Raw genomic sequence first — 23,404 nt, 5'->3', positions numbered from 1 at the left:
ACGGGCTTATCCGGCGGCGCGCACTGCGGCCACGATCGTGGCGACGACATCGTGCAGCAAAGCCTCATCCTCGCATTCGGCCATGACGCGGATCAGCGGCTCGGTCCCTGACGGGCGGATCAGCAGACGGCCCTTGCCGGTCAACCGCTTTTCCTGCGCGGTGATGACGGATTGCACGCCCGCGTCGGCCAGCGGCGCCGCCCCGGCGCGCAGGGCGACATTCTCCAGAAGCTGCGGTACCGCATCAAAGCTGTTCAGCAGCGTGCTGGCAGGCTGTCCGCTATGCACCATCGCGGCCAGAAATTGCAGACCCGCGATCAGCCCGTCGCCGGTGGTGGCGTAATCGCTCATCACGATATGACCCGATTGTTCGCCGCCCAGATTGAAGCCGCCCTCGCGCATCCGCGCGACCACATGGCGATCCCCCACCTTGGTGCGCTCCAGCGTCAGGCCCAGCCCCTCGATATAGCGCTCCAGCCCCAGATTGGACATCACCGTGGATACCAGCGTGCCGCCGGCCAGCGTGCCGGCCTCGGTCCAGAGCCGCGCAAACAGCGCCATGATCTGATCGCCATCCACGATGCGCCCCATCTCGTCGATCAGCACGATGCGGTCGGCGTCACCGTCCAGACAGATCCCCAGATCGGCGCCCTGGCGGCGCACCGCATCCGCCGCCGCCTGCGGCGATGTCGATCCACAGCCAAGGTTGATGTTGTAGCCATCCGGCGACGTGCCAACCGGTATGACATCCGCGCCCAGTTCCCACAGGACTTCGGGCGCGGCCTTGTAAGCGGCGCCATTGGCGCAATCGACCACGATCTTCAGCCCTGTCAGGCGCGTGGCGCGCGGGATCGTCGTCTTGGCATATTCGACATAGCGGCCCTGCCCTTCCTCGATCCGCTTAGCGCGGCCGATATTGATCGGCTTGGCTGGCGGGATGTCGCCCGACAGGATGCGTTCGATTTCCGCCTCTGACGCATCGTCCAGCTTGAACCCGTCGGGGCCGAAAAACTTGATTCCGTTATCGTGATGCGGGTTGTGGCTGGCCGAGATCATGATGCCCAGATCGGCCCGCATGGAGCGCGTCAGGAACGCCACCGCCGGCGTCGGCACCGGCCCCAGCAGCAGCACGTTCATCCCGGTCGAGGTCAGCCCCGCCGTCAGCGCATTTTCCAGCATATACCCCGAGCGGCGCGTATCCTTGCCGATCACCACCCTGTGGCCATTCAGCCCGTCCTTCCGGAAATGGCGGCCCGCGGCGGCGCCGACGCGCAGCGCCATGTCGGCGGTCATCGGATAGGTGTTGGCCGTGCCGCGAATACCGTCAGTGCCAAAGATCTTGCGCGTCATACAGGGTGCCTTTCGCCGATGCGTGCCCGGATGGGGCACCAGAATTTGATGGGGTTACATACCTGCCTTGCCGACATTTGGCGAGGTGGCGGATCGCGTGAACGAAGCTTCCTTTGCCAGTCCGGCGGCTGGTCTCGCGCGGCCTACCTCTTGGCCAGCCAGCCCAGAAATGCCTTGTCAGGGGATGTCAGCCGGACCGCCCCGCGCGCGCGCCAGACAGACAGCCAGTCCGATTGCAGCGCATAGACATCCACGCCCGGATGCAGGCGGCGCGCCTCGTCCAGGGCCGCCTCGCTCAGGGTCGGGGACTGCCCCGGCAGTACCACGACATCGCGGCGGGAAAACCGGATCAGATCGCCGGGCTGTTCGCTCATCTCGTAATCGGGCAGGATATCGGCGGCGATCATGTCGCGCAGCATCTTGCGAAACACGCGCCGGGGGCTGGCGCTGCCGGACTTCTTCAGCAGCGTGTCGACCGACACCGTCCATTCCGCCTGCCGCCCGCAATGTTTGCGCGCCAGTTCATAGACCCGCCGCTCCAGCGGTTTGCGCAGTCGGAAATAATCACGGCTCAGCGTCAGGACCGTCTTCGACAGGACCGCGCGAAACAGCCATTCCGACAGCGTGACCACGACCGAGATCATGCGCCCGCCGCGCGTCTTGCGCACGATCTGCCAGCTCTCGATCAGGCCAAAGCCCGATGTCACCTCGTGGCCGCCGGTCTCGTAATTCGTGGTGATGCGGGTGCCGACCAGCCGCTCCAGCGCGCTTTGCAGGCGCTTGTACCCGTCGCCGCTGGTCTCGCGGTTGGTGGCTACCAGCAGATCATGCGCCTTCAGATGCAGGGTGCGGCCAATCGCGCGGCCCGCATTCACCCCGGCCATCAACTGGCTGATGCAGTAGATCAGCACGTCCTTGTCATGGATCGTCGCCAGCCCGCGCACCGATGGGGCGATCTCGATATGTACGCCGTTGTGATCATAGGACAGGATGCGTCGGTCCGGCCGGGTGGACAGCGAAAACATCGGGTGTTCCATCGTGCCCAGATCGCCCTTGGGCGCGGCATCAAAGATGTCGCAGACAAAAAAATCGGCCGTAGGGTGATGATCGGGCAAAAGCCCGCCGGAACCCCGCGCCGGGGGCGTTGCTGTCGTCATGCCTGTCCTGCCCCCGCGCCGCGCCCGGGTGTGCCCGGATCTACAGACGCGAATCTGTTTCGTGGTTTCAATGACACCCAGCTTAAAGTTATCCACAGGCCACGTCCACTCAAACGCCCCGCCGCAACGTGGTATCAGAGTCAGATGAACGTGGTTTCAGAATCGCATCAACGTGGTTTCAGAGTCGGACGTACTGGAAAAAGGAGCCGAATTACCAACGGAATAAAAGGCTTAGCAGAAGGCGGTGACTCCTGTAACACTAAGATAACTATAAAATAACTACCATCTGGGGTATTTGTGCATTTGGCCCGCACAAGGCATCAGGATCCGAACATATTTCAAGCTCTTGATAAAGCTTAGGAAATGCAAAAAATTTCGCGATGTGCTCATAATTGTTCCATGTCCTGTGTTTTCAGGTATGATCCCGTAAAAGCATGACATGAGTGGCAGTTTTCATGAGCGACCCAGCAGACCTTCCCCCCTATTTCAGGATCAGCCCCGACGCGGCCATGTCCGACCTTGGCGATGCGATCACCGCCGAAACCTTCGCGACCATCGCCGCGCGGTGCCAGCAGGGGCGCGAGGATCTGGCCTCGCGCGGGCTTGGCGAAGAGGGTCGCAAAACCCTGCGCAAATTCTCGACCTGGGAAATCACCCGCTATCTGATCCCGGTTGCGCAGGCCCATTTCCGGCGGGTGCTGCGGCTGAACCCGCACCTGCCCCAGGGCGTGTCCGAAACCGATGCCGGCGCCAAGTGGTTCACCCTCGAGGATGTGTTGCGCCTGCGCGTGCATTTCGCCGCCGAAGGGTCAAAGTCCAAGGAGTACCGCCCCTATCGCCCCGAGGGCCTGCCCGCCAAGATGGTGGCCGTGGCCAATTTCAAGGGCGGCGTCGGCAAGACCTCGACAGCGGCCCATCTGGCGATGTCTGCGGCGCTGGATGGCTACAGGGTGCTAGTGCTGGATCTGGACAGTCAGGGCTCGATGACTTCGATCCTTGGCGGGCGCGTCGAGGATGAATGGCAGACCGTCTTTCCGCTTCTGGCGCGACACTACGCGCTGGCGCTTCAGTCCGAGAACCGCTCGCGGATCGACCGCGGCGACGACCCCAAGCCGCTGGATGACACGCTGGCCGAGGCGCTCAAGATCACCGCGCAGGATCTGGTCCAGAAGACCCACTGGCCCAATATCGACCTGATCGGCGCGCAGCTGAATCTGTACTGGTCCGAATTCCAGATCCCCGTCTGGCGCATGCAAAGCCGTGGCTGGCGGCTGTGGGATGCGCTGGCCGAGATGCTGGAGGCGGACGGCATCCTGAACCAGTATGACGTGATCTTCATCGATACCCCCCCGGCGCTGGGGTACCTCACCATCAACGGGCTGGCCGCGGCCGACATCGTGCTGGTGCCGGTCGGCGCGTCCTTCCTCGAATTTGATTCCACCGGGCGTTTCTTTGACATGCTGCACTCCACCTTTGCCAGCATCGAGGAGGGCGAGAACATGGCCGCCCGCGCCCTCGGCCAGCCCGAGCTGAGTTTCGAATGGGATGCGGTGCGGGCCGTCATCACCCGCTATGACAGCTCGCAGCAGGCCGAACTGGCCGCCTTGATGCAGGCCTATCTCGGCGATACCCTGTCCCCGCACCGGCAGGATTTCACCGCGCTGATCGGTCAGGCGGGCGAGCAGGCCGCCGGTATCTACGAGGCCGATTACCGCGATTTCAACCGCGAGACCTATGTGCGGGGCCGGGCAACCTTCGATCAGACCTATGCCGCCTTCAAACGGCTGCTTATCGGCATCTGGAGGCGCGAAGATCTGGCGCGCACGCCCGAGTCGGAGACCGAGTCAGAGACGGTCGGGACCTGACCCCCCTGCCCTGCCGCGCTCCGCTTTTGAACAAAGGACGATTTGAATGGCCAAACGCAAACGCCTGACTCCGGCCCAGCCCGGCACCCCGGTCCCGACCGAACGCAGCGCATCCGCAGCGCCGCTTGCGCCCCTTGGCCGCGCGCCGATCGCGCAGGTGGCTGGCGACGCTTCGATCACGGCGGCGTTCGAAATGGTCCGGGACGAATTGCAATCGGCCCGGCGCGAAGGCCGGATGGTGCTGGCGCTGCCGCTGAAATCCGTGCGGGCGGATTACCTGATCCGCGACCGTCTGGTCTGTGACGCGGACGAGATGGAGGCGCTCAAGCAAAGCATCCGTCAACGCGGCCAGCAGACGCCGATCGAAGTTACAGATCTGGGTCAGGGGGACTATGGCCTGATTTCAGGCTGGCGCCGTTTGCAGGCCCTCAGCGAGCTGCACGAGGAAAGCGGCGGGCTGGAGCGTTTCGGCGTGATTCAAGCCCTGCTCCGCCTGCCCGAGGATCGCCCCGCCGCCTATATCGCCATGCTGGAAGAGAACGAGGTTCGCGCAAACCTGTCCTTTTACGAGCGCGCCCGCATCGTTGTGCAGGCTGTGCAGGCCGATGTTTTTGAAAGCGACAAAAAGGCATTGCAGAGCCTGTTTTCGACGGCCTCCTTCTCGAAAAGGTCCAAGGTGAAATCCTTCATGCCTTTGGTGCGCGCGCTGGACGGCGCCTTGCGCTATCCGGCGCAGATCCCCGAGCGTCTGGGATTGACCCTGTCGCGTACGATCAGTGACGATCCGGGCGTTGCGCAGGCTCTCAAGCAGGTACTAAGCCGCGCAGATGTGGCCAGCGCAGAGGACGAGCGCATGATCCTCGAGCGTAGCCAATCCCGCCCGGATGCGTCAAAGCCCAAGGCCGGAAAGCCCCGATCGTCGGACGCGGCCGCAACGGGCCGCCAAGTCGATACCGCCTTGGCAGCCCAAGGTCTCTCAATCAGTTTTGCCCGTGGCCGTATCGTTCTTGAGGGCAAGGGCGTCAATTCGGACCTGAATGACGATCTGACAGCCTGGCTCAAATCCCGACAGCAGTAGTGCCCCGCGAAAGGCCAAACCTTTCGCATGCGAAAGGTTTGCAGTCCAGCCACCCCGCAGGCTTGACCTGCGCAGACTGCGATCACCCCATAGGCTGAAGGCAATTTTCCGGGGGAGGCTGACTTTTGGGGAGGGCTGGTTTAATGTGGACTTGAAACGCTTTAGATCAAGCGCAAGACAAAATACGAATGTGAGACGACGATGCAGATCGAAAAAACCCGACTGGACGGTGTGCTGATCCTGACGCCAGAGCGTCACGGGGATGCGCGCGGCTTTTTCTCGGAAAGCTGGAACAAGACCCGGCTGATCGAGGCGGGTCTGACCCTGCCCGAATTCGTGCAGGACAACCATTCCCTGTCCGGACAGGTCGGCACCGTACGCGGCCTGCATTTTCAGGCGCCGCCCCATGCCCAAGGCAAGCTGGTGCGCTGCGGGCGCGGGCGGCTTTTTGATGTGGCCGTCGATATCCGCTGCGGCAGCCCGACCTATGGCGAGTGGACCGGAACCGAGCTGAGCTTTGAGAACGGGCGTCAGCTGTGGTTGCCGGCGGGATTCCTGCACGGGTTCATGACGCAGGAACCCGATACCGAAATCATTTACAAATGCACCGATCACTACGCGCCCGAATGCGATGGCGCGGTGCGCTGGGACAGTTGCGGCATTGACTGGCCGCTGAACGGCACGGCCCCGCTGCTGTCCGAAAAAGACGCGACGGCGATGCCGTTTGACGCGTTCAAGAGCCCCTTTACCTTTGTTGGAACAACATCATGAAGCTTTTGGTTACGGGCGGGGCCGGGTTCATCGGGTCCGCTGTGGTGCGGCTTGCCATGGGGCAGGGGCATGAGGTGGTCAATCTGGACGCGCTGACCTATGCTGCGTGCCTGGAAAACGTGGCCAGCGTGGCCGATAGCCCGCGCTACAGTTTCGAGCAGGTGGATATCCGCGATGCGGCTGCAACCGAAGCCTGCATCGCCCGCCACGCCCCCGATGCCATCATGCATCTGGCCGCCGAGAGCCATGTAGACCGGTCCATCGACGGGCCCGGCGTCTTTGTCGAAACGAACGTGATGGGCACCTATAACCTGCTGCAATCGGCCCGCGCCCTGTGGGAACGCGAAGGCCGCCCCGAGGCATTCCGGTTTCACCATATCAGCACGGACGAGGTGTTCGGCTCCTTGCCCAGCGATCCGACGGCGCAGTTCACCGAAGATACCCCCTATGATCCGCGCAGCCCCTATTCGGCGTCCAAGGCCAGCTCGGACCATCTGGTGCGCGCCTGGCACGAGACGTTCGGCCTGCCGGTGGTCCTGACCAACTGCTCGAACAATTACGGCCCCTATCATTTTCCGGAAAAATTGGTGCCGGTCATCATCCTGAATGCTCTGGCTGGCAAGGCGCTGCCGATCTATGGAAACGGCTCCAACGTGCGGGACTGGCTGTATGTCGAGGATCACGCCGACGCGCTGCTGACCGTGCTGCAAACGGGGGCGGTGGGGCGGTCCTACAATATCGGCGGCGAGAACGAGCGCAGCAATCTGGAACTGGTGCAGACGCTTTGCGCCATTTTGGACCGGCTCAGCCCGCGCAATGACGGGGGCTCTTATAGCGATCAGATCAGCTTTGTCGCGGATCGACCGGGCCATGATGCGCGCTATGCGATCAATCCCACCCGCATCCGCGAGGAACTGGGCTGGCGGCCCAGTGTCAGCGTCGAGGAAGGGCTGGAGAAAACCGTGCGCTGGTATCTGGACAACGAGGATTGGTGGCGCGCCCTGCAGGACCGCGAGGGTGTGGGCCGGCGGCTGGGGGCCGCGTGATGAAAATTCTGCTGTTTGGGAAAACCGGGCAGGTCGCGCAGGAGGTGCAGCGCGGGGCAGGGGCCACCACGCTGGAGGTTCTGGGCCGGGACGTGGCCGATTTCACCGATCCCGCCGCCTGTGCCGCCTGCGTTGCCGCCACCGATGCGGATGCGATCATCAACGCGGTGGCCTATACCGCCGTCGACCGCGCCGAGGAGGACGAAGAAACCGCGACGCTGGTGAATGCCACTGCGCCCGGGGCCATTGCGCGCGCGGCGGCGGCGCGGGGGCTGCCGCTGGTGCATATCTCGACCGATTACGTGTTTGACGGGGCCGGGCAGGCGCCCTTTGCGCCCGGTGATCCTGTGGCGCCGCTGGGTGCCTACGGGCGCAGCAAGCTGGCCGGAGAGGCGGCGGTGCGCGCGGCGGGCGGGCCGCATGCCATTTTGCGCACGTCCTGGGTGGTGTCGGCGCATGGCGGCAATTTTGTCAAGACCATGCTGCGCCTTGGGGCCGAGCGGGACATGCTGACCATCGTCGCGGACCAGATCGGCGGACCGACCTGCGCCGCCGATATCGCGGAGGCCTGCATCGCCATCGCGGGACAGCTGATCGGGGCCCCGTCCAAATCCGGCACCTACCATTTTTCGGGCGCGCCCGATGTCAGCTGGGCCGATTTCGCGCGCGAAATCTTTGCACGCGCGCAGATATCCTGCGCGGTGCAGGACATACCCAGCACGGATTATCCCACCCCCGCCCGGCGTCCGATGAATTCACGGCTGGACAATGGCGCGACGATGGCCAACTTTGGCATCTTGCGCCCCGACTGGCGGGCAGGGCTGGACGATATTCTGTCCGAATTGGAGACACAGCAATCATGACACAGCGCAAGGGCATCATTCTGGCAGGCGGATCGGGAACGCGGCTCTATCCCGTGACCTTGGGCGTGTCCAAGCAACTGCTGCCGATCTATGACAAGCCGATGATCTACTACCCGCTCAGCGCACTGATGCTGGCCGGCATTCGCGAGATCGCGATCATCACCACGCCCCATGATCAGGAGCAGTTCCAGCGCACGCTTGGCGATGGCGCCCAGTGGGGTCTGGAGCTGACATATATCACCCAGCCCAGCCCCGACGGGCTGGCGCAGGCCTATATCCTGGCCGAAGATTTTCTGGCCGGTGCCCCCAGTGCAATGGTGCTGGGCGACAATATCTTTTTCGGTCACCGCCTGTCCGATCTGCTGGCGGATGCGGGCGCTCAGGAGGTCGGCGGCACGGTCTTTGGCTACCGCGTGGCGGACCCGGAACGCTACGGCGTGGTGGATTTCGACGCCGAGGGCAAGGTGCGCTCCATCGTCGAAAAACCGCAGGTGCCGCCGTCCTCCTATGCGGTGACGGGGCTGTATTTCCTGGACGGTACTGCGCCGGCCCGCGCCCGGCAGGTGAAGCCGTCAGACCGGGGCGAGCTGGAGATTACCACCCTGCTGGAGATGTATCTGGCCGACGGGCAACTGAGCGTCAAACAGATGGGGCGGGGTTATGCGTGGCTGGATACCGGCACGCATACGAGCCTGCTGGATGCGGGCAATTTCGTGCGCACGCTGGAACAGCGCCAGGGGCTGCAAACCGGCAGCCCTGACGAGATTGCCTTTGACAAGGGGTGGATCAGCGCCGATCATCTGCGCGAGATAGCCGGGAAATTCGCCAAGAACGACTATGGGGATTACCTGCTGGGCCTGCTCAAGCACTGACAATACCGGCCGAAAGGCGCGGATGGGTCATGCCATGCCTTTCATTTGCGTGGTACTTTCCGGCCCCGTGTTCTAAAGCGGGGGCAAGGACCAGATGCTGATTTGCCGGGGCGAGTGATACCATGAAAATAGCGGTTGCCGGGATCGGGTATGTCGGCTTGTCGAACGCGGTGCTTCTGGCGGCGGCGCATGATGTGACAGCAATCGATATCTCGCCCGAGCGGGCGCAGATGGTGAATGCCGGGCGCAGCCCCATCGTGGACCCGGACATCCAAACCTATCTGGCGACGAAACCCCTGCGCCTGACAGCCACCACGGATGCGGCGGCGGCCTATGCCGGGGCGGATTTTGTCATCGTCGCGACGCCCACGAACTATGACCCGCAGTCCAATTATTTCGACACGTCCTCGGTCGAGGCGGTGATCCGCGATGTCATGGCAGTGAACCGCGCCGCCACCATCGTCATCAAATCGACCGTGCCGGTGGGGTTCGTACAGGAGATCCGCGCGCAGCTGGGCACCGATCAGGTGATCTTTTCGCCGGAATTCCTGCGCGAGGGGCGGGCGCTGCATGACAACCTGCACCCCAGCCGGATCATCGTCGGGGAACGTAGCGACCGTGCCCGCGTCTTTGCCGACCTTCTGCTGGAGGGCGCGATCAGCAAGGACGTGCCGGTGCTGTTCACCGACCCCGATGAGGCCGAGGCGATCAAGCTTTTCGCGAATACCTACCTTGCCATGCGCGTCGCCTTCTTCAACGAACTGGACAGCTACGCGATGGCCGGCAGCATGGACACGCGCCAGATCATTGACGGCATCGGTCTGGATCCGCGGATCGGGGACCACTACAACAACCCGTCCTTTGGCTATGGCGGCTATTGCCTGCCCAAGGATACCAAACAGCTGCTGGCCAACTATTCCGAAGTGCCGCAAAACCTGATCCGTGCCATCGTGGATGCGAACCGCACGCGCAAGGATTTCCTGTCCGACCAGATCATCGCGCGCCAGCCTAATGTGGTGGGCATCTACCGTCTGGTCATGAAGGCGGGCAGCGACAATTTCCGCCAGTCATCGATTCAGGGCATCATGAAGCGGATCAAGGCCAAGGGGGTCGAGGTCATCGTTTTCGAACCGGCCCTGCTTGAGGACACATTCTTCGGCTCGCGCGTGGTGCGCGATCTGGAGGCGTTCAAGGCGCAGTCGGACATCATCGTGGCAAACCGCGTGACGGACGATATCCATGACTGCGAGGCCAAGGTTTTCACCCGCGACCTGTCGGGCGCCGACTGATTTTCGCGTCCCGGATGGGGCGTATCAATTGATTGATGGTGCCCGGCAAAGGCTCTATCAGGGGCAAACTCTGAAATGACTGACAGGGACGCGTGAATGTCTGCTTTGGTGTCTGGTGCTACATCCCGGCTCTGCTACAGGTTGCGCGGCGCGGAGACCGTGCGATGAGCCGTCTCCGGGCGGACATATCACCAGACAAGACAGCGGCAGAGGCGGTGCAAGAGGTTCATATCCTGATGGGCGTGTTTAACGGGGCAGCCTATTTGCCCGCCCAGTTGCAGAGCCTGTCCGGGCAGAGCCACGGCAACTGGGTGCTGACGTGCAGCGATGACGGATCGACGGACGGCACGCAGGATCTGGTACGGGCCTTCGTCTCCAATAACCCGCAGCGTGTATGCTTGCAGGACGGGCCGCGGGCGGGGTTTTCCGAAAATTTCATGGGGTTGATCCGCAGCCTTGGGGACGCTGCGGGGCTGGTTGCCTTTGCCGATCAGGACGATCTGTGGCTGCCCGAAAAGCTGGCGCGCGCCGTGGCCCTGCTGAATGACGTGCCGGTCGCCCGGCCCGCGCTGTATTGCAGTCGGGTGCTGAACTGGGACCCCGCCGCCGACCGGCGCCGGATCAGCCGCGCGCTGCACCGCCCGCCCAGTTTCCGCAATGCCCTGATCGAGAACGTGGCGCAGGGCAATACCATCGTGCTGAACGCAGCCGCCGCGCGGCTGGCGCGGGATGCGGCAAGGCGCACCGGCGCGATGTTCGCGCATGACTGGTGGCTGTATCTTCTGATCAGTGGCGCGGGCGGAGAGGTGATCCATGATGCGCGTCCCGGCCTGCTCTACAGGCAGCATGGCGGCAATATTCTGGGCAGCGGCGCGGGCCTGCGCGCGCAGATCAGGCGCAAGCGTCAGGTGCTGCGCGGGGCGTTCCGGGCGCGGGTGGGCGGCAATATTGCCGCCATGCAGGCGGTCGAGGATCTGCTGACCGCCGAGGCGCGCACCATCCTTCAGGACTTTGCGCAGGCACGTCAGCAGAAGCTGCTGCGACGGTTGCGCGGGATCGCCCGGATCGGGCTTTACCGGCAGTCGCGGCTGTCAGGTCTGGGGTTTTGGGGTGGGGTGGCGCTTGGCCGTGTCTGAACCGATGGATGACCCCCGTGGAAAAATCCTGCTGGTGGGCGGCGAGGGGCACCCGTCGGGCGTGCCGAGCCATATTTGCCAGTTGGCTGCGGCCCTGTCCGATATTGGCCAGGTGTCTGTCGCCAGCGAAGCGGACAAGGGCGGCTATTCCACGCTGGCCGCGGCGGGGGCGACCCATCATGTGGTGCCGGGGTTGAAAAGCGGTCTTTGGCCGCATCGGCTGTGGATCGGTTCGCGCGGGCTGATGCGCTGCGTCAAAAGCCGCGGTTGGCGCGTTGTCTGGCTGCATGCCCGGCTGCCGGGGCTGATCGGCCGTCTGGCGCTGGCGCTGCGGATCTGGCGGCCCGTGCCGGGAACCCATGTGGTGCAGACCTATCACGGTCTGCCGTTCGGCAAGGGGCACAGGGCAGGGTTTTCCAAACTGTCGCGCGCGATAGAAAAGATGCTGCTGTCGGCCTGCCCGCCGCTTGATCTGATCTTTCTCACGCCGCCGCAGGCCGACCGGATGCGCGACGCGATGGGCGCGCGGCGGATGGCGCGCCACCGGGTCCATATTCTTGGAAACGGCTCTAATCTGGGTCGATTGCCGAAAACCCCGCCGCACAAACCCGGCCGTCACCTGATCATGACCGGGCGCAGCGGCTATCAGAAGAACTATCCGCTGGCGGTGCGGGTGTTCGCGCATCTGCCGGATGACTGCCATCTGACGTTGTGCGGATCGGGCACCGAACGGGCGGACGTGCAAAAGCGTCTGCGCCGCCTAGCCGGGCCCGCCGCCGCGCGCATTCAGTTCAAGGGGCCTGTTCGCGACGTGCGCCCGCTGCTGATGGGGGCCGATGCCTATATGCTGACCTCGCGCTATGAAGGGTTGCCGATTGGCGCGCTGGAGGCCTTCGAGGTGGGGCTGCCATTGATCCTGAGCCAGTTTGAAACATCCGGTGATTTTCTGCAAAGCCATCCGCTGGCGCTGCGTCTGGCCTTGACTCGGTCAAGCCTGAAGCAGGATGCAGGCGAGATTGATCGTCTTCTTGCCACCTTCTGCGCGGACCGCGAGGCTTATGTCACCCGCATCAGGGCGCTCTGGCAGGCGCAGTGGAGTGGTCACGTCTTTGAGCGGCAGGCCCGTGCCCTCGTTACGGGCTGGATATAGGCATATCAGTCCCTAATAAGGGGATTAGACACTGTTTCGGCCGGTGCCCTTAAGCCGGCGTCCAGTCTCTTGCATTCGGGCTGAGCGACCACAGGCTGGCGGGCATGTCCATGTAGTCCAGCATGGACAGAGCGTCTTGGCGGATCATCGACAGAAATTTCTGACGCTCGGCGCGCGATACGTCAGGGGCGCCGGGGCGGTTGGGTTTGCGGCTGCTGGCATTGGCCCTTGGAAAGGTTGTCTGATGCGGGCGCACGCCGATATGGGCATGGGCCTTTGCCATCCAGGTATCGGGATCGGCTCTCATGGCCTCCAGCGGAATGGCGAGGATCTGGTCATCCGAGAACACCTGGCGATAGGCAGAAATCTGGCGGAAGAAGCAGGCCCGGTGATAGACGCCCATGGCCCAATCCCCTTCCAGCGCCTGACCAAAGGGGATGGTTTCGCCGCGCAGCTCCGCTGCCATGCGCCAGTTGGAAATGGCGCAGGCAATCGGGTTGCGCACCATGTAGATCAGACGCGCCTGCGGATAGAATTCCGCCATGCGGCGCACGACAGGGTTGGAGGTGTCTTCTGCGGTATTGGTATAGTTGGGTGAGAAATCTCCCAGAACGGCGGTCTCGGGGGCGTTGGCGTAGATGTCGCTGTACCAGTCCCAGCCCAGTTTCCAGTTTCCGGCAAAGAAGCGGGGCTCCTTGACCTCGGGGGTAAAGATATCGGGGTGCTGTTCCAACGCCCGGTAGAGGCTGGTCGTGCCACTGCGTGCGGCACCAATAACGAAAAAGCCAATGTCGGGTTTGGTCATGGAGGGGTCTTTCAATAGGGTGGCCGTCAGCTACGGTGTTCAGCTGCAAATCAATTCTGGGGGTCTGATATCGACTGGTGTTGCCACAGATGCAAGCCGGACAAACAGAGTGTAGCGCCAAACCCGAGGCCGAGGATTCGCAGCGCTCTAGATGCCGACCACATCAAGGACCCTCGTGGTTGCGGGCACCCGGGGCCTGAGGTCGGCAAAAGCGCTGTGGCGGACCAGCACACAGACCACATCGGCCTGCGCCAGCGCGTCAGCCAGCGGGGTCAGGGTGACGGGCTTGGCGGCGAAGCTGCCGGGCAGGGTGTCGATATGCGGCTCGACCGCCAGCACCCGGCACCCGAGATCGGCAAAACCATGTGCGATCTGCATGGCGGGGCTTTCGCGCAGGTCGTCGATGTCGGGTTTGAAGGCAAGCCCCAGGCAGGCCACCTTGACATCCTTCATCGCGCGGTCGGGATTATCGGCCAGCACCTGCATGATGGCGTCCTTGCCTTTTTGCAGGACCCAGTCGGGCTTTTCATCGTTGCGCATCCGCGCTGTGCGGATCAGCCTGGCCGTTTCGGGGGCCGAGGATACGATGAACCACGGATCCACGGCGATGCAATGGCCCCCCACGCCCGCCCCCGGTTGCAGGATGTTGATGCGCGGGTGGCGGTTTGCCAGCGCGATCAGTTCCCACACGTCGATGTCGAGCGCGTCGCAGATCATCGACAGCTCATTGGCAAAGGCAATGGAAACATCCCGGCAGGAGTTTTCCGTCAGCTTGCACATCTCGGCGGTGCGCGCGTTCGTGATCGCGCAGTTGCCCTTGACCACCAGCTTGTACATGGCGACGGCCATTTCGCTGGCCCGCGCCGTCATGCCGCCGATGATGCGGTCGTTTTCAACCAGTTCACGCACGACCTGACCGGGCAGAATCCGTTCGGGGCAATGCGCAATCTGTATGTCGGCGTCTTCTCCGGCGGTCTGCGGAAAGCTGAGATCGGCGCGCGCCTCGGCCAGCCAGCCGGCCATCTGTTCGGTGGCGCCCACCGGCGAGGTGCTCTCCAGTATGACCAGATCGCCGGGCTTCAGCACCGGCGCGATCATCAAGGCGGCGGATTGGATATAGCTCAGGTCCGGTTCGTGATTGTCCTTGAACGGCGTCGGCACCGCGATGATGAAGGCGTCCGCAGGTTCGGGCGTGCGTGTTGCGCGCAGCTTGCCGCCGGTGACGGCCTTGTGGACGATCCCGTCCAGTTCCGGTTCGACGATGTGGATCTTGCCGGCGTTGATCGTATCCACCACTTTTTGCGAGATATCGACACCGACCACCTGCGTGCCGCGCGCCGCAAAAAGAGCCGCCGTCGGCAAGCCGATATAGCCAAGGCCGATCAGCGAAATAGTCTCAAACATGGATAACGTCCTTGGTTGGGTCCGCGGCGAGCACCCGCGCGATGCGGGTTGCGGCATCGCCGTCGCCATAAGGGTTGAGCGCGCGGGCCATCTGGCTGTGCGCGGCGGGATCGTCCAGCAGGCGGATCGTTTCACGGCGAATGCTGGCCGGGTCGGTGCCCACCAGCCGGACCGTGCCCGCGCTGACGGCTTCGGGGCGTTCGGTGGTGTCGCGCATCACCAGCACCGGTTTGCCGAGGGCAGGGGCCTCTTCCTGCACGCCGCCTGAATCGGTGACGATGATATGGGCCTGGCGCATCAACCACACGAAAGGCAGGTAATCCTGCGGCGCGATCAGATGCACATCCGTGCTGGTGCCCAGAATGCGGTGGACCGGTGCCTGAACACGGGGGTTGAGGTGGACGGGATAGACGATCTGCACGTCACGGTCGGCGGCGATGTCGCGCAGGGCGGTGCAGATGTTTTCGAACCCCTGGCCGAAATTCTCGCGCCGGTGGCCGGTGACCAGAATCATCCGCCGATCGGGGTTGATCATCGGGAACTGCGCGCGCATCCTGGCGTCCAGCGTCGCGTCGGCGTCGAAACGCGCGACGATCTGGTGCAGCGCGTCTATCACCGTGTTGCCGGTGACAAAGATGCTGGCATCATCCACATTTTCGGCGCGCAGGGCGGTGCGTGCGGTTTCTGTCGGTGCAAAATGCAGATCGGCAATGCGGCCCACAACGCGGCGGTTCATTTCTTCGGGCCAGGGCGCATGGATATTCCCGGTGCGCAGTCCCGCTTCGACATGGCCGACAGGTACCTGCGCGTAAAAGGCGGCAAGCGAGGCGGCCATGGTGGTTGTCGTGTCGCCATGCACCAGCAACCGGTCATAACTGCCGTCCGCCAGAATGCCCCGCATCGCCAGCAGGATATTGGCGGTGATGTCGGTCAGGTCCTGCCCCGGTTTCATGATGTTGAGGTCAAAATCGGGGACGATCCCAAAAAGCCTGAGCACCTGATCCAGCATTTCACGGTGCTGGGCGGTCACGCAAACATGGGTGATCAGACCCGGCATCTGCTTGAGCCGCTGTACCACGGGCGCCATTTTTATGGCTTCGGGGCGGGTGCCGAACACAACGATGATCTTCAAGTCTGCCCTCTTTCCACGCATCTGTCTTCAGGCCGGATATTTCTGCTCTGGGTAGAGGTTCTGGACCGGATTGCAACGCGAAAAGCCTGCGCGCACCTGCCAGCAGCGGATATCAGCGCCGCTGGTCAGCCTTGGTTCGCGGAGGCATAAACCCCGGCCGCTGCGGCCAACGCGCCCTGCTGAAGCTGCCATGCCCGGCGGCGGGCCGCATCCGATACCTTTGTCAGAGCGGTTGCATCGCCCAGCAACAGGCGCAGCGCATCCAGCACCGCCTGCGGATCATCCGCCGCCACCACGTGGCCGGCGCTGCCGTCGCGCCCGACCAGATCGGGCGGGGTGCCACGGTCATAGCAGATCACCGGCCGGCCGGCGGCCATCGCCTCCAGCACGGTGCGCCCGAAGCTTTCGGCAAAGTGGCTGATGCTGAGCACAATATCGGCGCCCTTCATGGCATCGACAGGGCTGTCGGCATAGCCCGCGTAGCACAGATTGGGCGGCAGTTTTCCAAACTGTGCCGGGTCCGGCGCGCAGGGGCCGATCAGCCTGAACTGTGCCTTCACACCGGCGCGGTCTGCCAGATGCGCCAGCCTGACCATGTCCGCCACGCCTTTTTTTGCGGACAGGCTGCCGATCAATGCAACGCGGGGCGGCGTTGCAGGTGCGAAAGCAACATCGAACAGAGCCGGATCAGCAGTATTATGCACCAGACCGACGCGGGAGGCGTCCGCCCCCAGCCAGTCTTGCACAGCGCGCGAGTTGACCACGAACCGGTCGGCGCTGCTCAGGATCTGTCTGCGCAGGGCAGGGGCGGTCAGGCCCAGATCCAGACATAGCTGCGGGTCACTGCCCGGCAGTTCGCGTATATGCACGGTCGTGCGTAGCCCCAGTTGGCGCGCCGCGCGCAGGGGGGCGTCCATCACCAGCGTATTCTGGTGAATGTCCTGTGCGCCGCTGTCACGGATCAGCGCGCACAGACCGGCAAGCGTGGCCGGATGCGGCGCAACCCCGCCGAACAGCCAGCCGAAGGGGCGCACATGGATGCGGTGGCAGCGCAGTTTCAGCGCGGCAAGGTAATCCGCATTCATCACATGCGGCAGCACCACCGACGGCGTCAGCCCTGCGCCCCGTGCCCGGTCGAGCATGTCGAGCAGGCTGCGCTCTGCCCCGAAGATTTCCCGGCGCGCCTGATGGCCAAAGAACAGCACCGGGCGGGCAGGGTCGCGGGCGGCCAGATCGCCGGCCAGCACCGGCAGGGGATCAAGCCCCCTGGCGCGGCCTGTGTGCAGATAGTGCAGCAGCGGATTCTGGTCGGTGACGCCATGGGCCAGCGCATATCCCGTGGTGCTGAAACCGGGGCCGGGGTCACGTCCTTCGGATGCGCCGGTTTCCAGATAATGGACGGCGCCGTCCACGCCGGTTCCGCCGGGGGCGGCGCGCAGATCGGCATAGGTTTGCAGATACCAGCCTTCGTCGAACAGTCCGGACTGGCGGATCAGGTCTTCGGGCTGCATTTGGGCGGCAGGATCGCCCACGCCGATGCTGTCGGGGATGGCAAAGGGGCGCTGCGCAGGGTGCTGGGGCAGGGGAAGCGCCCCGGTATCTGCCGCGCGGGCATGCCAGCGCAGGCTGGCCAGATGATAGCTGCGCCGCGCGCCCATCCGCAGAGATGCGATATTGGTATCACCGTGGCGGGTCAGGGAACTGTCCGTCTGTCGCCCGAAGGCCAGCGGCAGGCCGGGTCGCACTTCGGACACGGCGGTATCACCATGGACATGCCGGATACGCTGCCAGTATTCGGTATCGGCGCCGGCGCGGGTGCGGTCCCAGAAGCCCAGCGTATCGCGCAGCGCCGCGCGGATCATCAGGGACGAGGTGTTGCGATGGACCAGCCCCGCATCGCCCCACCAGCGGGTGAACCGCAGATCCGGCGTGGCGCGGACCCAGTGCGATACGCTGGCCGCTGCGGCAGGTTTGCGCAGCAGGCGGCGCACCTGAAACGCGATGCGGGCCGGGTGCGACCAGTCATCGGCGTCCTGCACCGTGATGAACGCCCCCCCGGCCGCCGCAAGCCCGATATTGCGCGCAGCATAGGCGCCGGGCGCCTGCGCCCCGTCCAGCAGGCGAATGCGCGGATCGGTCTGGCCCAGCCGTGCCACCATGGCGCGTGTATCGTCGGTTGAACCGTTATCGATCACCAGAATTTCCAGCGCGTGCCAGCTTTGCGCCATCAGGCTGCGCAGGGCGGTCTCGATGGTCGTTGCCGCATTGCGGGCGGGCATCAGGACACTGACCAGCGGGCCGCGATGGATGGCGGCGAAGGGCAGGGGCCAGCGCGATGTCTGCAGCCGGTCAAAGGCGGGCAGATCGCCCGCCGCGCGAGCCACACGCGGTCCGGCAAGGCCTGCACCGCCAAAAAGCAGGGCCATGTGGCGGTGCCATGCACCTGTATGGCCGTTGGTGGCGGCAATGATGTTGCACTGTGCCAGCATCAGATCGGGCGTGCGCCCGAAACCGCGCACAGCCTTGCCCAGCAGCGCGCGCGCGCGCGAAGGGTCACCCGCCATCACGGCGCTTTCGATCGCCAGCAGTGCCGGATCGGGCAGGCCAAAGCCGTGGATCAGGTCACGGGCCGGGTCCAGCGCGGACAGGGCATCCTCGGCCTGTGGCCAGTCGCCGCGCGCTGCGGCCTGCCGGGCGATGGCGATGGCGGCCCAGGCCCGTTCGCCGGGATGGGCATCCTGGCGGGCGATGTCGCGCAGCGCGTCCACGCCGCCCTCCAGCATTCCCATCGCCAGATCGCGTTCCCGCAGCATCGCGGTCAGCAGGCAGGGCAGGCGCCCCTCTACCCGGCCGTGGCGCAAATAGTGTTTGCGCGGATCGATGCCCGCGCGGCCAACGTCGGGGTAGACCGACAGATACCAATCGGGATCGAAATGATCGGCGCGAAAGCGTGCCATGCGGGGGAGGGCTCCGTCTTGGTCGGGCCCCGCGTCAAGGGGCGGTCATGCGGCCTGAAGCCGGGACAATGACACTTTACATCAAGCCTGATCAAGGCCATTTAGCGTCTGGCTGGACTGCTCTTGCAGCGTATTTATTTCAGTAAACGCACCGGAACGGATATCTTTTCTGTGTCGAATGATGCCACCAAAAAGCCCGGATCGTCCCCCCTTGCACCGCTGGTCGCGCAGATGCAGGGCCGCACCGAGGCGCTTTATCTGCGCAGCAAGGCGCTGGAACAGCAGGTGCGCCATCTGGAGGCCACCCATCCTGTCATCTGCATGCGTCCGGCTGCGGGGGGGCTTGTGTCACGTCTTGCGTGGCGGGTGATCCCCGCGCTGCGGCGACGCCGCGAGGTTCAGACCATTCGGGATTGCGGGCTGTTCGACGGCGCGTGGTATCTGGCCCAATACGCGGATGTGCGCGAGGCGGGGGGGGATCCTGCGGGGCATTACCTGCGTTTTGGGGCCACCGAGTTGCGCGACCCCGGCCCGTGGTTCAGCACGGCCCATTATCTGCATCTGTATCCCGATATTGCACAGGTCGGGATCAATCCGCTGTTGCACTATCTGCACGCAGGCTGGCGCGAGGGCCGCGCGATCCGCCCCGGCATGGCCACAGGGCCGGGCGAGGGCACGGTGTGAGCCCGCGCAGCCCCGATGCAGACTGGTGCCTTCCGGATCGCGTGGCGTATGTGGTCAGTCACAGCTACCCGTATTCCAGCAACGGCTATGCGGTGCGCACTCATGAGGTCGCGCGCGCCCTGGTGGGGCTGGGGCATGACGTGGTTGTCATCAATCGCCCCGGCAGACCCTGGAGCATCGAAGGTTTCACCGCCGCCGGACCGGTGCGATCCGAAGAGATCGTCGACGGGGTGCGCTATGTCTTCCTGCCGCTGGCGGCGAACCCCGAGGACAGCAGGCGCACACGGTTGCGCCGCGCCGAGGCCGCATTGCTTGAGGCGTTCGGGATCTTTCGCCCCGGTGTCGTTATCGGCGTGTCGAACTGGGAAAACGCAGAGCCTGCACAGAACGCCGCACGGCGCCATGGCTGCGCGTTCTTCTACGAACAGCGCGGGTTCTGGGAAATGTCGCGCGCGGCGGTCGAGCCGGAATACGCCCAGTCAGAGGAATATCAACGCACCCGCGATTACGAGCTGCGCATCGCCCGCGATGCCGCTGCGGTGTTCACCCTGAACGGGCCCATGCGCGCCGAGATGATCCGCCGCGGCGTGCCTGAGGCCAAGATCCATCTGGCGCCCAACGGCGTGTCGCCCCCCGGCCCCATCGCCAAGGGCATCACCCGCAAGAGTCTGGGCATCACCGAGCGCCATCTGCTGGGATATGTCGGATCGCTGTCGGAATACGAGGGCACCGGATTGCTGGTGCATCTGGTGGCACGCCTGCGCCGCGAAGATATCGATGTGGGCCTGCTGATCGTCGGGTCCAGCGCGCCCAAGGGTCTGATCGGATCGCAGCACGCCCCGTCGCAGGAATCCGGGCTGCGCGCGCTTGCCGAAAGTCTGGGCGTTCAGGCGCATGTGCATTTCGCAGCGCAGCAGTCCTGGGACCGGATCGGCGCCTATTACACATTGCTGGATGCCATCGTGATGCCGCGCCTGCGCTCGGACATGACCGACATCGTGGCGCCGCTGAAACCTTATGCGGCGGCGGCCTATGGGGTGCCGTTCTTCATGACGGACATGCCGTCGCTGGCCGAAATCGCTGCGGATATCGACGCCAGACTGTTTGCCGAGGGCGATCTGGATGCGCTGGCGGGCATGGTGCGCGATCAGTTGGCGGCGACGCCTGCCCCGGCTGCGCCCGATATCCGCGCCAGCGTGCGCTGGCCCGAGCGGGTGCGTGTGATGTCGCGGCTGCTACAGGTTGAGGCCGCAAAGCAGCATACGCGCATGGCGCAGGTTTTTGCGGATGGGTTTGGACCGGGGCAGGGCCATGCCGGGCCGGGCGGCGCGTTTGATATCGGGGTCCTGCCGCAGGTCGTCTTTGAGCGGGGGGCGCAGACGCTGGCCTGTCTGGGGCCGGGGCGGCATCTGAAGGGCGACGGGGTCGCGCGGCTGACGCGCACCAATATTCTGGCGCATCTGGCGACAGCGACGCCCGGGGTGTTCGTGATCGACTGGGCCGGGTTGCAGACCCAGCCTGGCGACTGGGCGGGCCTGTGGTCGATTCATGACATGCGTCTGAACCGGCTGGTGATGACCGCCTGCCGCATCGCCACCGAGCGCGGCTGGCGCTGCCAGGTGACGGGGCCTGTCAACCGCTCGCAGGCGCCGCTCTATCGTACGGTCGCCGCCGTGCTGGAGGAGGTCCTGCCATGAAGATCGCGGTGCTGGCCGAACAGAACTTCAACCTGATCGACGGGTCGACCATCTGGTTGCTGAACGTGTGCAAGCTGTTGGCGCTGCAACCGGATTTCGACACCACGCTGCTTTTGTCCCATCGCCTCACCGACCGGGTTCTGGCCGATGAGGTGCCCGCCAATATCCGGATCGTGGATATGGACGATATTGCCGCCTTGACAGGAGCCCCGCAGGACCGGCTGGACGCGGACGCGCTGATTGCCACCCTGAGCGATTGGGAATCGCAGAACGGCGCGTTCGAGCGGATCTTTGTGCGCGGCACCGCCTATCTGGAAGAGCTTCTGGCCGCGCCGGGTTTTGCCCCCCGCGTCGTCGGTTATGCCCCCAGCGCCATTCCCGATCTGGCACAGCCCGAACCCGATTGGGTCCGGCTGGGGCGCGCCGCCCGCGTGCCCGTGGTGGTGCAAAGCGATACCGCCAAATACGCGCTTGAATCGCTCAGCGATTATCCCGCGCATGTGGTGCATGTGGTGCCCCCCATCGTGTTTCGCGGCGATCCGCCGCCGCCGCGCGCCGCGGATCGCGCCGTGCTGTGCTATTCGGGCAAGGTTGATCTGCATTACGGGCTCGACTGGTTGCTGGATATCTGCGCGGTGGTCGGCGATACCCCCGGCCTGGGGGTTAGCCTGATCGCGGGCAAGGATACCCACCGCCCGAAATACCGCGACTTCTTCAAACGGGTGGATCGGTTCCGTGCGGATCTGGCGGAGGGGCGCATCGCGGGTGTCGAACTGGTCACCAACGTCCCCCATGCGCAGGCCAAGGCCCGCATGGGGCGGGCGGATTTCGCCTATTGCCTGCGCCATGACCGCTATGACGATGTGATTGAAATCTCGACCAAGATTGTCGAATTCTGCACTCTGGGCGTGGCGCCGATCCTGAACGACAATGCGTTGAACCGCGCGCTGTTCGGGGATGATTACCCCTATTATATCGATATCGCCTGTGAGGATGTCGGCGCCCGCGTGCTGCAGATCATGGCGGGCAAGGGCAGCGCCGAGCATGACGCGGCATTGACCCGGATCGCAAGGATCGCGGCGGATTTTTCCGCCGAGGCCCTGTCCGAGCGGCTGGCCGAGGCGATCCGTGGCAGCAGGAAACACCCCGGCGCGCCCGATCATGGCCCGCGCCGCATTCTGATCGCCACCCACGAGCGCAAGTTTCTGCTCCAGTTCGTTGACCAGCTGCGCGGCGATGCGGCGATCACGCTGGAGTGGCAGAACTGGCTCACCACGACAAAGCCTGACGGCAGCCCCGTGGTGCCTGAGCACATCGATACGGTGTTTTGCGAATGGTGCTGCGAGAACGCCGTCTGGCACAGCCGCAACAAGCGCGCCGGCACGCGGCTGATCGTGCGGCTGCACCGCTTCGAGGCGTTCCGCGATTTTCCCGAAAGGGTGGACTGGGACAAGGTCGACGCCCTGATTGTGGTGTCCGAGCATTTCCGCGACATGATGGTGCAGCGTTTCGGCGTGGACCCGGGCCGGGTGCATGTCATGGCGCAATATATCGACTGGCCGCAGCTGGGCCGCCCCAAGCTGGCGCAGGCGCAATTCACCCTCGGGCTGGTGGGCATCAACCCGTTCGAGCACAAGCGTTTCGACCGCGCGATCGATTTTCTGGTCGCGCTGCGCCGGGTGGATCCGCGCTTTACGCTGGCCGTGCGCAGTGTCATGCCGTGGGAAATCGACTGGGTCTGGAACAACCGCGAGGACAGCCGCGCCGATTTCGAGCGGGTGTTCAACCGCATCTTTTCCGACCCGGGTCTGACACAGGCTGTGCGGTTCGATCTGCCGGGCAGCGATATGGAGGAATGGTATCGCGGCATTGGCACCATCATATCCAGTTCGGACACGGAAGGCTGTCATACGTCCGTGCTGGAAGGTATGGCATCGGGCTGCTATCCGGTGGTGCATGACTGGCCCGGGGCGAGGTCGCTATTTGCCCCTTACGTTCATGCGGACATGACCCGGGCCATACCGGCCTTGTGCGCCTTTGCCGATCAGCCAGGCAGCGCCCGCGCCGCGGCCCGGATCAAACTGGCCGAGCGGGTAAAAATCCACGATGTCGCGTCATTCACGCAGCATTTCCTGAAATTGTGAGCGC

18 protein-coding genes are annotated in these 23,404 nt (G+C 64.3%); 12 read left to right on the top strand and 6 right to left on the bottom strand.

Features of this window, described 5'->3' with window-relative positions; all coding sequences use genetic code 11:
* Window positions 1–6: 6 nt before the first annotated feature.
* Window positions 7–1,350 (bottom strand): phosphoglucosamine mutase, encoded by a 1,344-nt coding sequence (gene glmM / locus FGD77_RS02090; protein ID WP_255005877.1) that lies wholly within the window; start codon window positions 1,348–1,350, stop codon window positions 7–9.
* A gap of 143 nt (window positions 1,351–1,493) precedes the next feature.
* Complete coding sequence (locus tag FGD77_RS02085; RefSeq protein ID WP_255005876.1) at window positions 1,494–2,507, bottom strand: replication initiator protein A; 1,014 nt, start codon at window positions 2,505–2,507, stop codon at window positions 1,494–1,496.
* Between the two features lie 455 nt (window positions 2,508–2,962).
* Here FGD77_RS02085 and FGD77_RS02080 point away from each other — a divergent pair, with 455 nt between their 5' ends.
* The 9 genes from FGD77_RS02080 (at window position 2,963) to FGD77_RS02040 (ending at window position 12,577) form a co-directional block, all read left to right on the top strand.
* The gene (locus tag FGD77_RS02080; protein ID WP_255005875.1) at window positions 2,963–4,372 is read left to right on the top strand and encodes an AAA family ATPase; all 1,410 of its coding nucleotides are present in this window, start codon (window positions 2,963–2,965) and stop codon (window positions 4,370–4,372) included.
* Window positions 4,373–4,418: 46 nt separating this feature from the next.
* On the top strand, window positions 4,419–5,450 hold the full coding sequence (locus tag FGD77_RS02075) for a ParB N-terminal domain-containing protein (protein ID WP_255005873.1): 1,032 nt from the start codon (window positions 4,419–4,421) through the stop codon (window positions 5,448–5,450).
* 201 nt (window positions 5,451–5,651) lie between these two features.
* A complete protein-coding gene (rfbC, locus tag FGD77_RS02070) occupies window positions 5,652–6,221 on the top strand; it encodes a dTDP-4-dehydrorhamnose 3,5-epimerase (protein ID WP_255005872.1) in 570 nt (189 codons plus the stop codon).
* Window positions 6,218–7,267 (top strand): dTDP-glucose 4,6-dehydratase, encoded by a 1,050-nt coding sequence (rfbB, locus tag FGD77_RS02065; RefSeq protein ID WP_255005871.1) that lies wholly within the window; start codon window positions 6,218–6,220, stop codon window positions 7,265–7,267. The genes rfbC and rfbB overlap by 4 nt, the downstream gene beginning before the upstream one ends.
* A complete protein-coding gene (gene rfbD / locus FGD77_RS02060) occupies window positions 7,267–8,130 on the top strand; it encodes a dTDP-4-dehydrorhamnose reductase (protein ID WP_255005870.1) in 864 nt (287 codons plus the stop codon). The genes rfbB and rfbD overlap by 1 nt, the downstream gene beginning before the upstream one ends.
* The gene (gene rfbA / locus FGD77_RS02055) at window positions 8,127–9,002 is read left to right on the top strand and encodes a glucose-1-phosphate thymidylyltransferase RfbA (RefSeq protein ID WP_255005869.1); all 876 of its coding nucleotides are present in this window, start codon (window positions 8,127–8,129) and stop codon (window positions 9,000–9,002) included. The genes rfbD and rfbA overlap by 4 nt, the downstream gene beginning before the upstream one ends.
* Window positions 9,003–9,124: 122 nt before the next feature.
* Window positions 9,125–10,291, top strand: coding sequence for a nucleotide sugar dehydrogenase (locus FGD77_RS02050; RefSeq protein ID WP_255005868.1), 1,167 nt, complete (start codon window positions 9,125–9,127; stop codon window positions 10,289–10,291).
* 164 nt (window positions 10,292–10,455) lie between these two features.
* Window positions 10,456–11,427 (top strand): glycosyltransferase, encoded by a 972-nt coding sequence (locus FGD77_RS02045; protein ID WP_255005866.1) that lies wholly within the window; start codon window positions 10,456–10,458, stop codon window positions 11,425–11,427.
* Window positions 11,420–12,577 (top strand): glycosyltransferase family 4 protein, encoded by a 1,158-nt coding sequence (locus FGD77_RS02040; RefSeq protein ID WP_255005865.1) that lies wholly within the window; start codon window positions 11,420–11,422, stop codon window positions 12,575–12,577. The genes FGD77_RS02045 and FGD77_RS02040 overlap by 8 nt, the downstream gene beginning before the upstream one ends.
* A 49-nt stretch (window positions 12,578–12,626) precedes the next feature.
* Here the strand turns inward: FGD77_RS02040 and FGD77_RS02035 are convergent, their stop codons facing one another.
* From FGD77_RS02035 to FGD77_RS02020, 4 genes are all read right to left on the bottom strand, one after another.
* Window positions 12,627–13,382: a sulfotransferase gene (locus FGD77_RS02035; RefSeq protein WP_255005864.1), complete on the bottom strand. Its 756-nt coding sequence runs from the start codon at window positions 13,380–13,382 to the stop codon at window positions 12,627–12,629.
* Window positions 13,383–13,529: 147 nt separating this feature from the next.
* Complete coding sequence (gene wecC / locus FGD77_RS02030) at window positions 13,530–14,786, bottom strand: UDP-N-acetyl-D-mannosamine dehydrogenase (protein ID WP_369682672.1); 1,257 nt, start codon at window positions 14,784–14,786, stop codon at window positions 13,530–13,532.
* Window positions 14,779–15,918: a non-hydrolyzing UDP-N-acetylglucosamine 2-epimerase gene (gene wecB, locus FGD77_RS02025; RefSeq protein WP_255005863.1), complete on the bottom strand. Its 1,140-nt coding sequence runs from the start codon at window positions 15,916–15,918 to the stop codon at window positions 14,779–14,781. The genes wecC and wecB overlap by 8 nt, the downstream gene beginning before the upstream one ends.
* Before the next feature lie 125 nt (window positions 15,919–16,043).
* Window positions 16,044–18,875: a glycosyltransferase gene (locus FGD77_RS02020; RefSeq protein ID WP_255005861.1), complete on the bottom strand. Its 2,832-nt coding sequence runs from the start codon at window positions 18,873–18,875 to the stop codon at window positions 16,044–16,046.
* 171 nt (window positions 18,876–19,046) lie between these two features.
* Here FGD77_RS02020 and FGD77_RS22245 point away from each other — a divergent pair, with 171 nt between their 5' ends.
* Genes FGD77_RS22245 through FGD77_RS02005 form a run of 3 tightly spaced genes read left to right on the top strand, consistent with a single transcriptional unit; the run spans window position 19,047 to window position 23,400 of the window.
* On the top strand, window positions 19,047–19,559 hold the full coding sequence (locus tag FGD77_RS22245) for a hypothetical protein (protein ID WP_255005859.1): 513 nt from the start codon (window positions 19,047–19,049) through the stop codon (window positions 19,557–19,559).
* Window positions 19,556–21,256, top strand: coding sequence for a glycosyltransferase (locus FGD77_RS02010; protein ID WP_255005857.1), 1,701 nt, complete (start codon window positions 19,556–19,558; stop codon window positions 21,254–21,256). The genes FGD77_RS22245 and FGD77_RS02010 overlap by 4 nt, the downstream gene beginning before the upstream one ends.
* The gene (locus FGD77_RS02005; protein ID WP_255005855.1) at window positions 21,253–23,400 is read left to right on the top strand and encodes a hypothetical protein; all 2,148 of its coding nucleotides are present in this window, start codon (window positions 21,253–21,255) and stop codon (window positions 23,398–23,400) included. The genes FGD77_RS02010 and FGD77_RS02005 overlap by 4 nt, the downstream gene beginning before the upstream one ends.
* Window positions 23,401–23,404: the final 4 nt, after the last annotated feature.

The sequence above is a fragment of the Roseovarius sp. M141 genome (genome assembly GCF_024355225.1).
Taxonomy (GTDB): Bacteria; Pseudomonadota; Alphaproteobacteria; order Rhodobacterales; family Rhodobacteraceae; genus Roseovarius.
The sequence above is the reverse complement of the archived record's forward strand: the minus strand, read 5'-3'. Positions and strand labels throughout refer to the sequence as shown.

Excerpts from the sequence above, each read along its gene's own strand:
- glmM (WP_255005877.1), bottom strand. The coding sequence starts at position 1,350 with ATGACGCGCAAGATCTTTGGCACTGACGGTATTCGCGGCACGGCCAAC.
- FGD77_RS02085 (WP_255005876.1), bottom strand. The coding sequence starts at position 2,507 with ATGACGACAGCAACGCCCCCGGCGCGGGGTTCCGGCGGGCTTTTGCCC.
- FGD77_RS02080 (WP_255005875.1), top strand. The coding sequence starts at position 2,963 with ATGAGCGACCCAGCAGACCTTCCCCCCTATTTCAGGATCAGCCCCGAC.
- FGD77_RS02075 (WP_255005873.1), top strand. The coding sequence starts at position 4,419 with ATGGCCAAACGCAAACGCCTGACTCCGGCCCAGCCCGGCACCCCGGTC.
- rfbC (WP_255005872.1), top strand. The coding sequence starts at position 5,652 with ATGCAGATCGAAAAAACCCGACTGGACGGTGTGCTGATCCTGACGCCA.
- rfbB (WP_255005871.1), top strand. The coding sequence starts at position 6,218 with ATGAAGCTTTTGGTTACGGGCGGGGCCGGGTTCATCGGGTCCGCTGTG.
- rfbD (WP_255005870.1), top strand. The coding sequence starts at position 7,267 with ATGAAAATTCTGCTGTTTGGGAAAACCGGGCAGGTCGCGCAGGAGGTG.
- rfbA (WP_255005869.1), top strand. The coding sequence starts at position 8,127 with ATGACACAGCGCAAGGGCATCATTCTGGCAGGCGGATCGGGAACGCGG.
- FGD77_RS02050 (WP_255005868.1), top strand. The coding sequence starts at position 9,125 with ATGAAAATAGCGGTTGCCGGGATCGGGTATGTCGGCTTGTCGAACGCG.
- FGD77_RS02045 (WP_255005866.1), top strand. The coding sequence starts at position 10,456 with ATGAGCCGTCTCCGGGCGGACATATCACCAGACAAGACAGCGGCAGAG.
- FGD77_RS02035 (WP_255005864.1), bottom strand. The coding sequence starts at position 13,382 with ATGACCAAACCCGACATTGGCTTTTTCGTTATTGGTGCCGCACGCAGT.
- wecC (WP_369682672.1), bottom strand. The coding sequence starts at position 14,786 with ATGTTTGAGACTATTTCGCTGATCGGCCTTGGCTATATCGGCTTGCCG.
- FGD77_RS02020 (WP_255005861.1), bottom strand. The coding sequence starts at position 18,875 with ATGGCACGCTTTCGCGCCGATCATTTCGATCCCGATTGGTATCTGTCG.
- FGD77_RS02005 (WP_255005855.1), top strand. The coding sequence starts at position 21,253 with ATGAAGATCGCGGTGCTGGCCGAACAGAACTTCAACCTGATCGACGGG.